Below are 11,483 nucleotides of genomic sequence, written 5' to 3' on the forward strand. Positions count from 1 at the left end.
TAGGGGAGTTCTACATTAATAAAACTTGTTACTCCAAAGCCAAAGTATTAAATACCTAGAAAATTACAAAATTTTCTAGGATACCAAGTTTTGTTAATCACTAAGCAAAATAGCTGAGCGCTTTTTGATAATGGGTAATAGGGACTAATAAATTACCTAATTAAATATCAAAAAATATCATAGTGGTTTCGGGGGTTGACTGTTAATTGTTAAACATTGTTAAAAATTGTTAAACGTTGTAGGTAAACCATAGTTCCGCAAATAAAACGGAATCGAGATCTATTATTTTGTTGCAATCACAAAAAACTGAGTGCAGGCAGTAGCCTGATCGCTCCTGCAAATAAATACCCTCTAAGGCTTGATCAAATTTCTCTCTAATTTCCGATAGGTTTTGACTTGCCGCAGACGCTCTAATGGGGGATAGAGAATCATCACACCTAAGGGAACTGCTGTAACTAAAATGGCGATCAGTACCAACACATTTAAAAATCCCAGCTTTAAACCGATACCTAAACTAATGCCCAAGGCTACCGATAACACAGGCACTCCCAGGGCTAAGATTTTACTAAACCCACGCTTTCGGCAGCTTTGAGCTACTCCTTCCCCTTCAAAGGCTGCCATAAACACTACCGCATCCACTGCTGCAAAGGTAGCAATCGCGCTATCGGTAGCGCGAAACTTGGCACCAAATCCAGCTACCAACAGGGCTGCTACTCCAGCAAAAAACACTGCTGCTACGGTATCCATAGCCTTTAACGGAATACTAAACCTGGCTCTGAGTCTTGCTACCAGTTTCGAGATCACCCCAGATGTCACAGCCGCAGTCAATCCTAGCATTGCCACCAAGACTGAGACAAAAGTAGCGATCGCAATCCCGATTGTCCCACTGTTACTCACAATTCCCTCCCAAGCCGTAGTTTCTACCCACGTAGCTGTAGTAGCTAAGCCAATCAATAGCGCTAGGGATAGATAGGGAAGTTTTTTCGTGGCAATTGGTACCGGAGCAGTATGGATTTTCAGGGGTAAAACCTGAGTTGAGTGTTCAGCATTAGTGTGAATTAATACCTCTCGCTCATAGGTTTGGTCTGCCATCAGCTTACTGGTATCTATCGTAATTTGGCACAACCCTTGATTCCCATTAACATCAGCTGTGTCCAATCGAATCCAGTCATGGAAGTAGGGAGTGTGGGGTGGGTCACTGACATGGGGAGCAATTTGCCAGCGGCTTTCTAAGGCTGTGTCTGGAACTGTGTTACAAATGGTGATAGTTTTTGTCAGTTTTTCCCCTAATTTTTTAGCTCTAAACTCTAGATACGATTGGGATAGTTTTGCCTCTGGAATCCGGATAACGTAGATTGGCTTGAGAGCTTCTAAAGCTGTTTCAGCATCAGGAAAACGATCTTTAGGTTTCAGCTCTACCATCCTTTGCAACCACTCCAGCCAACCCAAACTTACTTGAGGTAGACGATGCTGAAAATTGAGACAATAGTCTTCATCAATTAAGGTATTAATCGTAGTCGATCGAGTACCAGTTAGTAAACAAATCAACGTTGCTCCTAACCCATATAAGTCTGACGCTTTACTTAGGGCTTTATCAAATAACTGTTCCGGAGCCATAAACCCAATAGTGCCTTTGGCTACACTACTCACCGCTAGTTCACTATCACCAATCCGAGCCAAGCCGAAGTCTACCAAAAAAACATTGATCGTCTCATCTACTAAGATATTTTCCGGTTTGATATCTCGATGAATGATCGGAGGAATCCGATGTTGTAGGTAAACCAGAATATTGAGTAACCCAACAGCGATTTGCTTAATCTCCTCCGGGTCAAAACTACGAGGTATAGCCAAGGAAGGAGCATGTTTGTATTCCTGTACCAAACAACAGCCCCTAGTGGTTTGAAATGACCCTAAGTAACGGGGGATACCGGGATGATTCAGTCCCCGCAACACTTGAATTTCCCCTTCTATGGTCTCATAGTCTGACCAGTTACTGTTGCGTTGAGCAAACTGAAACTGCTTGATCACTACCAATTGGTGATTGACCTGGTTTCGGGCTAGGTAGGTCACTCTCCCACCAGCGCGATTATGACCCAATTCCCTGATCACTTTGAAATCGTGACTGGATAAGTCTGGAAAATTGCTCATTAATCTATCGGCTACATCAGAGTCAAGCTACGCAGCAATGGGCAAGTTTTAATCCTTTCGGTTAGGCTGGGCTTACCGTGCTTCTATTTACGATAGCTTTAGGATTGGGGAACGAGAGCGACTAGATAATTTTTTTAATATCGTGGTAATGACAGGCGTTTCTACTTCTAACTGGGTTTTCCCTGATGTCTTATGAAACTGATCAAACGCACTACGCTCCATTATCAAGCTGATAACTCAGATAAAATCTACGAAGTCGATCTGTGTGATCTCGGTAACGATCAGTATATCGTTAACTTCCGCTATGGACGCCGTGGCAAGACCTTGAAAGAAAGTTCAAAAACTGCTCAGCCGGTAGCTTTGGCTAAAGCACAACAAGTGTTTGATCAGTTAGTGGGCTCAAAACTCAAGAAAGGCTATCAAGATGTAACTGAGCCATCAAGTAGTCAAACTCAACAAGAGGTTAATGACTTAAATAGCAGTAACTTAACTACTAGTAACGTAGTTACCAAGGACCCACGCCATCAAGCCATTCTCAACGCGATCGCTTTTGGCACGGCAGAGCCGAACGCAAATCCAGATAGTAGTAAAGGCTCTAGTAAATGGTCCCAAACCCGAGCGATCTGGCGGGCTGGAGAATTGAAAATTCGTGAAGCTACGCCCTTAATTATCCCTCTGATTGGCACTGATCAACCCTTAAAAGACTACTGCATTGCTTGGGCTTTGGGATGGTGTGGTGATCAGCATGTAATTCCTCACCTCCAACGCTTGTATGAAACCCCTTCAACTCCAGACTTTGTCAAGGGGATTGCTTGGGAAGCCTGGATGAAACTCTGTGATCAATCAACTCAAGAACGGTTGCGCTCTCAACAGATAGAGCAATTGCCTGCCGAATTGCAATCCCATATCGAAACCGATAATCCTGCTGAGTTCTCTAATGCCCTACTTACCTATCTAGACAGTAACGACTATACTCGTTTTGGTGTCCTCGATACCCTATATCAAATTAATAATGCTCAAGTGCGCCCAGCACTACTAAACCTATTACGCACTGCTCCCCTACGCCCCAACTACTTCAAAGCCATTCGCCACATATTCAAGATTGCCGAATATCGACAAGATGCCCAAGTATTTGGCATTATCGCCTACCGCCTAGACACCGAGGGACCAATGTTTCGTCAGTCTTATTGGCATAAATATTACTGGGACAGAAATAGCCGCAAATATATTCCCCGTTCCCATTACCTCGGTAGTCCTGATGCTAAACGGGCTTACAGCAACGTTACTCGTGACTATCTACGGCGGCGGGTATGGAGGACTCTCAGGAAATTGGGTGAAGAATGCGATGGCAATTATGTAAATCTAGCCCTAGAGATACTACTCCAATATTCTGATTCTGATGGGGTGCCCGCCAGAACATCAACCTTGTATCGCTGGAACTACTCCAACTGGACTCGCACCAGCTACACTCGCAACTGGGACAGCTATGCTGGTTACTTAACCTTTAACCATATTCTCTATACCAATAGTCCCCGTTACCAATTAATGCCCAACAGCCAGGCATGGCGTTGTCGAGACAACTACAAACCTGGTGATCCAGAGCCAGATGTCCGAGAAGAAGCCTTTCCTAAACTTTGGGAGCAACATCCAGACGCACTGCTACAGTTACTATTAGAAAGCGATTGTCATCAAGTTCATCAGTTTGCCGCCAAAGCCTTAAGGGTATGTCAGTCATTCTGTAATCAAATCGATACAGATACTGTAATCACACTAGTTAACAAACCCTACCCAGTAACGGCTCAACTCGGCTTTGAACTAGCAACACAAAAATATAATTCCGATAATCCCGACAATCCTAACCTAGACTTATTACTTGCCTTAGCCAACTGCCAGTTTCCACCAGCTCGTACTCAAGCCCATCAGTGGATACAAGCAATACCAACTCATTTGATCACGGCTAGCAACCTGATCATCCCGTTAGTCATCAGTCAACACTCCGATACCCGTACCTTTGCCCGTCAGTTACTGACTCAATCAATAATAAGTGAAGCAACAGCCAAAGTATTAATCGGGCGAGTTATTGTAGCAGTACTCGAACTAGAACCAACTCAAACCGATATCGCCAAAGACACTGCTCAAACCCTGCTTCTAGGTTTTACCCCCCAACTCAGGACATTGGGTATGGGAGTAATACTAGATCTCCTCCAACACCCCATGCCAGAAATCCAAGAATTGGGAGCAAGAATCCTATTCAATCACGAAACTCCTGCCGCTGACTTACCACCCAAATTAATTGAATCACTCCTCAACGCTTCCCATCAGTCAGTGCAAGGGATTGGGGTTCAGATTTTCGGTCAACTTCCCGATCAACGGTTGCTACAAGACTACGACTTAGTATTAGCGATCGCAACCAATCAACAACCACACTTGCGTCAAGGTATTCGTCCAGTAATTCAGCGCTTAGGACAATTATATCCAGAATTTGTCACTCAGCTAGCCACAGAAATCATTACCCTATTGCAGCTACCAGAAAGACATCAAGGTGTTCACCAAGATTTAGTCCAACTGCTACGAGAAGACTTACCCAGCTGGATGACTAGGATTCCCAAAGACAACGCGATGGAACTTCTCCAAGCCAAATCATCAGCCGCTCAAGAATTAGCAGGATTAGTACTCCAAGCTAACTATACCACTTGGGTATTAGAATTAGAAACTCCTGACATTGTCAAACTAGCCAATCATGAAATCCTATCCGTCCGTCAAGCCGCTTGGACAATGATTGAGCAAATCATCAACCGTATCCGTAGCAATTCTCAAGACATGTTAGCCGCAGTGCGATTACTAGAAGCAAAATGGCAGGATTCCCGAGAATTTGCTACCAAACTCTTTAGCCAACAAATTACCGAACAAGACTGGACCCCTGAAGTCATGGTAAGTATTTGTGACAGTACTCGGGATGATGTTCGTCAATTTGGGCGGGATTTAGTCCTACGTACCTTTCAGCAGAGTTATGGTCAAGATTATCTCCTCAAATTTAGTGAACATCCCAGTCAAGACATGCAGCTATTTGCCACTAACTATCTAGAACAGTATGCCCTAGATAATCCCGACCGTTTGCAAGACTTAATTCCATACTTTATCAGTATTTTGTCTCGGGTTAATCGCGGACGAATTGCTAAACAGCGCGTGTTTGCATTTCTAGAAGCTGAAGCCCAAAAAAGCCAAGCAGCTGCTAAAATAGTAGCAGAAATATTAACACGACAATCCATCACAATGGCTATTGGTGATAAAGCCCGTTCAATTCAGATTATGCTTCAAATTCACCAAAACTATCCTAATCTTCCTCTTCCCATCAACGTTAAACCAGTATCCGAAGTAAGAGGAGTGTAGGGAGTTTAGGGATTTAAAAGTTGTGTATTTTAGGGAATAGGGAACAGGGAACAGGGAGTAGGGAGTAGGGAGTAGGGAATAGGGAGTAGGGATAGTAGGAGAAACCCTATAACATTTTCAAATATATCCTGATAGCTCATGAAACAAAATACTGATTTAGTATAACACCAAAAACTATTATTATCTATTTCCATTATCTATTTCCTAATTTTTCCGATTCCCAATTACCGATTATAACTTCTGACTTCTGACTTCTAACTTCTAACTTCCCGATTCCCGATTCCCGATTCCCAATTCCCGATTCCCGATTCCCGATTCCCGATTCCCGATTCCCGATTCCCGATTCCCGATTCCCGACTCCCAATTCTAAATTCTAAATTCTAAATTCTAAATTCTAAATTCTAAATTCTAAATTCTAAATTCCCTCCTTAACAATTTAAAAAATACTTCAATCCCCTAAAAACCATGGAATTTAACTACGCCTATAAAAATAGTACAGCAGTTAGCGATCGCGGCAGCAGCACCCAAATGTCCTTCTCCCCAGACACCAAGCGTCCTCCCACCTACTTCATTGGTGAATTAGGGAAAAATGTAGCCTTTCGAGAAGCCATCAGCGCCCTACATGACGTAGTAGTTTCCGATTTACGCTTCAAACCCAAAGACAGAACTGAGTATAAACAATGGCGTGCTAACCAAGACCAACAAGACTGGCAAATCATAGCCGCACAACGCCAAGACCTCGCCAATAAAATTCAACCCTTACAAGCAGAACTAACTCAATTAAATCAGAACAGATCTCAACGATTATCCACCTTTTATAAAGCCAGACAGCAGTACTACAATTACCTCTATGAGAAAGACCGTGATGCCTGGTTTGTCCTGGATCCAGTAATTACCGTTCATCCCGATGAAGTCTTCTTTGAATGTTTCAGCCAAGATGAATCCAGTTATGGACGACTAGGAGCCAGCTACGAAGTATTTAAAACTATCAGTGAATTCGCCTGCGGTACAACAAACATAGACTACTCCGCCGCCCTGTACAATGAATTTCAAAAAATCCGCAGTTATAAGACAACCCAATTTGAAATTGACCCCTCCGGTTTTGAAGTCAAAACTACCCATGAAGCAGCATTTAAAGAAGTTAAAATTGACCTACCAGACAGTTGGGTAAGAGGATTTATACAAGTCAGTTCCGCCATGGCCTTACCCGCCACCACCTTTGACTTGCAGCCCATGGATATTCACAATATCTGTTTTGTGTTGCGTCGCCACAAAGAAAAAACTGGCCCACGGGGAATGCGTTACCATCTCAAACCAGGAGAACCCGTGCGAATAGTATTTGAGCCTTGGAACATCGAAGTAGTCTGTTCGCGATCGCCCTATCAAGGTTCATCAGAACAGGTCATCCGAGTGTGGGGACGCCGCCGCCTCCACATCCTAGAACGTCTGATTCCCATTGCCAACAAATTTACCATTCACCTACTCGGAACCGGCATGCCATCCTTTTATGTAGCTGACCTAGGAGATATGTCCTTTACCCTCGGCTTATCAGGATGGACAGCTAACGATTGGTCTCAAGCTGGGAACTTTGACTTAATGGCACCCCGTGCAGATGTAGACCAGTGGACCCAACAACTCATTTTTGACGCACTCAGAGAAAACTGGGTAGAAAGTCCCGATAGTCTCGCCCAGCGGTTAGACCTAAGTCCTACTGCTGTCCTAGGTGCCTTAGGAGCTTACACCCAAGCCGGACGAGCCATTTACGACTTAAACAAGCAAGTATATCGAGTCCGGGAACTCTCCCGAGAGCCCTTACCCATGGAACGGTTACGGTTTGCCAATCAGCGAGAAGAAACAGCAACCCGCTTCTTAAGTAACAATGCCGTACAAGTAACCTCAGTAAAAGACGCTGGAGGTACACTCCAGCTACAGGGAAATGTCACAGATAAAAGCAAAACCTATAATCCCGTTTTGACAATTGATCGTGATGAACGTATAATAGCAGCAGAGTGTACCTGTAATTGGTATCAGCAAAATAAGCTGTACAAAGGTCCTTGTGAACACATTCTGGCGTTGCGGATGCAGCACGCTCGTCAGTCTCAATAAATCACGTCCATTCCATCAGTTGGTAAACAGCCTTGCAATCTGGGCGGTGGATCGCCGTCCCTGGGATAAGTTCAACCACGCATCACTAGCCTGCTCGTGACTGTGCGGGCTTTCGGGTGCTATCGCTATTACGGTTTCGTTTTCCTAAAACTAATTAGCGATAGCACCCGAGCCCGCTTGAGTTGAGCAGTCTAGTCCGAGGGAGTTTACGAAGGGGTAACCAACGGAGTGGGCGTGATTTTTTGGCGTTGCTTAATCTGGGAATTGTTTAACAGAAAAGGTAATTTTTTGATATTTGAAATAATAAATAAGAAGGGCATTGCTTGATTGAGCAATGCCGATACTTTTGCTCCATCTTGGATAGTTAGTTGAGTAATGGATAGTAAAATTCCCCTCTGTTTTACCTAACACTAATTAATCGAGGTGCCCAACTAACCATAAAAAAACTATTAACAATTAACGATTTAGGATCCCCCAATCTGAATATTGCGCACCCGCACCGGCACACAAGCATGGGTCATTTGAGCAATTTGTATCGGTTCCCCTTTACCACACATATGGGTACCACACTGCTCCCGTTCCGAAGCCACTCCAATGGCATCAACACTATTCCAGAAATCAGTACTCATAGAATGATAGGTGACATCCTTCAGCATGCCCACTACTTTACCTTTCTCCACCTTCCAGAAAGCATCTCCACCAAACTGAAAATTACGTCGCTGCTGGTCAATGGAGAAACTACCTCTACCATCAATTAAAATCCCTTCCTCAGTCTCAGCAATCATTTCTGATAGTGTGGCAGAGTGACTTCCTCCCTCTGCTCCCGGTTCCAACCCTAAATTAGGAATCCGCACCATCGGTACACTTGACCAACTATCGGCGTAAGCGCAACCGTTACTACTGGCATTACCTAGTCGATAAGCGGTTTCCCGGTCAGTGAGGTAGTCTACTAAAATGCCATCCTTGACAACATACCAATCTTGTGCTGGTACCCCCTCATCGTCATAACCTAAAGTACTACGTCCCCCGGATTGAGTGCGATCGCATTTAAAATTCACCCAAGGAGCAGCATATTGCAACTTGCCCAATTTATCAGTAGTCGCAAAGCTAGTACCAGCAAAATTCGACTCATAGCCGTACACCCGATCCAGTTCCGTAGGGTGTCCCACCGATTCATGAATTGTTAGGTGGAGATGACTAGGCTTCAGAATCAGAGTGCTGCGAATACCAGAAGGTCCTTTGGGAGCATGAACCTTCTCTATTGCTTCTTCTGCTACCCGTTCTACCTGATTCAAAAGGTCTGGAGGTTGAATATGCTCATAACCGATATTTAAAGGTGGACGCTCATAGCTACGGCTTTGAGCATCCCCATTGGCAACTGCTGTACAACCCAGACCTGGATAGCTGCGGTATATAGTTTGTTCAATTAGGGAATCAACAGTAGACGCAAAAATCTTGTCTTCACGAGTAAAACGCAGGAAAGAGTAAGCCTTCTTAATTCCGCGATCGCTATAGCTAAGCAATTGATTATTAATACGCAATAGTAAATCGGCTTTCTCAGTAATTGGTATAGTAAACGGGTCAATTTCGATTGGAGTAATATAGCTATCGCGATAGGCTTCTACTGGGGCTAATCTTACCTCTGTTTGCTGAGAAAGGCGGCTACCTTTAGCAATCTCTACAGCTAAAGCCACCATTCGTTCCACTTCCTCTGGAGTTTTATAAGGACTAGCCGCAAAGCCCCAAGCGCCCTTGAGTAAAACTCTTACCCCAAAGCCAGAACTAACATTATCACAGAGTTGGCTAAGGGAGCGATCGCGTGCGGTTAAGTTCTGATTACGGTAAGTACAAATACGGATATCCCCATACTCACAACCAGCTTTACGAATTAAATCAATCCCTAGTGTCGCCAAGTTTCTCGCCAAGTCAGTAGTCGTAATTGGTGATAAGGCTTGTATCATATGTAAAGTATGTAAATAATTTTTAAGAACAATGCCTAATATGGATTAAAGTTGCTATAATTCCACTGGAATTAGATTAGGCTTAACCTAACCCTCTCTTCATTTTAATAAAGGTCAGTACAATCAAGGTCCCTGGTTGTAACCATTCAGCCTAATCCTAAAAGCAATAACAAGTAATAAGAACCAATAATAAATCAGCGTGTTTCTAGTTGTCCAGAATCAATCATTTACTAGCAGCCCTAGGTCAAATACCTGAGTTTTCCTGGATTATTGATATCTAAACTATCGGCTAATCTGAAATAGCTTCAGTAATTTTATATTGAGTGAGTTGGTGATAGTTAATTGGCTCCCGATTATCGATTACCCATTAGCGTTCACCACAAGGTATTCGTATTTAACTTCTTACTAATGGCTTCATTTAATCCCACCATGGGGAACCAGTTACTCTCTATTATCTTCCTAAAAAAAAATATATAAATTATAATTTTAACAGATTACAATTCCTAAAAAATAAACTATGCTTACTAGCTCAATGTTAACAAAAATAATTACAGTCTTTACCGCAATGGGAATGAGTCTACTTTTAGTAAAAGCAGATTTATACAACAGATTTAACCCTGAGCAATCTTACGCCACAGCAAATAACTACCAGACCAAAGAAAACAAAAGTATAACGAAAATGGAATTTGGCCAGACTAAAGATGGTAAAAACGTTTATCTCTATACTTTAACCAATACCAATGGTTTAGTAGCTAAGATAACCAACTATGGTGCTACTCTTACTGAATTACAATTGCCTGATAAGAGCGGTAAGCTAGACGATGTAGTGCTGGGATTTGATAGTCTAGAAGGTTATTTGACCGCTAAGCACTACCTATATTATGGTGCAATTGTTGGTCGCGTCGCTAATCGGATTAAAGATGCTCAGTTCACTCTCAATGGTCAAAAGTATGATCTAGCTGCTAATGCCCCTCCCCATCACATACATGGTGGTAACAAAGGTTTTGACAAAGTGGTTTGGAAAGCTGAACCAATTAACAGTAGCCAAAGACAGGCACTAAAACTAACTTATCTGAGTCCTGATGGAGAAGAAGGATATCCAGGTGATTTGACAGTTACAGCTATTTACACTCTGACTAACGATAATGAGTTAAAGCTGGAAATGACTGCTACCACTAACAAACCTACTCCTGTCAACTTGGTGAATCATACATATTGGAACTTGGCTGGTCATGGTTCTGGAAATATTCTAGGACAATATTTAACGATCAATGCCGATAGATATACGCCTAACAACGAACAGCGCATCCCTACAGGAAAGATTAAATCAGTTAAAGATACACCCTACGACTTTACTAAGCCTCAGTTGATTGGAGATGGCATTAATCAGCTTAGAAATACCCTAAAGCCAAACTATCCAGGAGGCTACGACCTCAATTATGTCTTGAATGGAGAATCAGAAAAAATCAAACTCGCAGCTACTGTATATGAACCAAAATCTGGTCGGGTGATGGAGCTTCACACTAATCAGCCAGGAATCCAGTTTTTTTCGGGAAATCTTCCTAAGCTTAGAACCGTGGGGAAAGGAGATGTTGTTTATAAAAATCATCAAGGTTTGTGCCTAGAGACACAACATTTTCCTGACTCAGTCAATCAGCCTAACTTTCCTTCGGTTATCTTGAATCCAGGTGAAACTTACCGACACCTAATGGTTTATAAATTTTACACCAAACAAAATAATCTAGGAGAAGTTATTGCTCCCAATACTCAAGTTGAAAAGGTAGCAGGAGGTTTTAAGTTTACTGAAGGACCTGTTTGGCATCCCGACGGCTTTCTACTATTTAGTGATATTCCAGCTAATACCATTTATAAATGGCA

Annotated in this window: 7 protein-coding genes; 3 read left to right on the forward strand and 4 right to left on the reverse strand. The window is 42.9% G+C overall.

Features of this window, described 5'->3' with window-relative positions; genetic code table 11:
- Positions 1-351: 351 nt before the first annotated feature.
- Complete coding sequence (locus F6K46_RS27205; RefSeq protein ID WP_293062962.1) at positions 352-2,148, reverse strand: serine/threonine-protein kinase; 1,797 nt, start codon at positions 2,146-2,148, stop codon at positions 352-354.
- Between the two features lie 192 nt (positions 2,149-2,340).
- Between F6K46_RS27205 and F6K46_RS27210 the strand changes: the two genes are divergently transcribed.
- Positions 2,341-5,538, forward strand: a complete 3,198-nt coding sequence (locus F6K46_RS27210) for a WGR domain-containing protein (RefSeq protein WP_293036245.1) — start codon at positions 2,341-2,343, stop codon at positions 5,536-5,538.
- A gap of 29 nt (positions 5,539-5,567) precedes the next feature.
- Here the strand turns inward: F6K46_RS27210 and F6K46_RS27215 are convergent, their stop codons facing one another.
- Together F6K46_RS27215 and F6K46_RS27220 are read right to left on the reverse strand one after the other, a co-directional pair.
- Complete coding sequence (locus F6K46_RS27215) at positions 5,568-5,732, reverse strand: hypothetical protein (RefSeq protein WP_293062964.1); 165 nt, start codon at positions 5,730-5,732, stop codon at positions 5,568-5,570.
- The gene (locus F6K46_RS27220; RefSeq protein ID WP_293062966.1) at positions 5,732-5,902 is read right to left on the reverse strand and encodes a hypothetical protein; all 171 of its coding nucleotides are present in this window, start codon (positions 5,900-5,902) and stop codon (positions 5,732-5,734) included. The genes F6K46_RS27215 and F6K46_RS27220 overlap by 1 nt, the downstream gene beginning before the upstream one ends.
- Before the next feature lie 101 nt (positions 5,903-6,003).
- Between F6K46_RS27220 and F6K46_RS27225 the strand changes: the two genes are divergently transcribed.
- Positions 6,004-7,644, forward strand: coding sequence for an SWIM zinc finger family protein (locus tag F6K46_RS27225; RefSeq protein WP_293062968.1), 1,641 nt, complete (start codon positions 6,004-6,006; stop codon positions 7,642-7,644).
- A 464-nt stretch (positions 7,645-8,108) separates the two neighbouring features.
- On the opposite strand, the gene F6K46_RS27230 is transcribed toward F6K46_RS27225, so the two are convergent.
- On the reverse strand, positions 8,109-9,605 hold the full coding sequence (locus tag F6K46_RS27230) for a TldD/PmbA family protein (RefSeq protein WP_293062977.1): 1,497 nt from the start codon (positions 9,603-9,605) through the stop codon (positions 8,109-8,111).
- A 571-nt stretch (positions 9,606-10,176) separates the two neighbouring features.
- Between F6K46_RS27230 and F6K46_RS27235 the strand changes: the two genes are divergently transcribed.
- Positions 10,177-11,483: galactose-1-epimerase (locus tag F6K46_RS27235; protein WP_293062979.1), on the forward strand; the 1,307-nt coding region annotated here is incomplete at its 3' end.

This window comes from Moorena sp. SIO3E8 (assembly GCF_010692445.1).
Lineage (GTDB): Bacteria > Cyanobacteriota > Cyanobacteriia > Cyanobacteriales > Coleofasciculaceae > Moorena > Moorena bouillonii.

Coding starts and splice junctions, on each gene's coding strand:
- F6K46_RS27210 (WP_293036245.1), top strand. CDS start 2,341: ATGAAACTGATCAAACGCACTACGCTCCATTATCAAGCTGATAACTCA.
- F6K46_RS27205 (WP_293062962.1), bottom strand. CDS start 2,148: ATGAGCAATTTTCCAGACTTATCCAGTCACGATTTCAAAGTGATCAGG.
- F6K46_RS27215 (WP_293062964.1), bottom strand. CDS start 5,732: ATGGAAATAGATAATAATAGTTTTTGGTGTTATACTAAATCAGTATTT.
- F6K46_RS27225 (WP_293062968.1), top strand. CDS start 6,004: ATGGAATTTAACTACGCCTATAAAAATAGTACAGCAGTTAGCGATCGC.
- F6K46_RS27230 (WP_293062977.1), bottom strand. CDS start 9,605: ATGATACAAGCCTTATCACCAATTACGACTACTGACTTGGCGAGAAAC.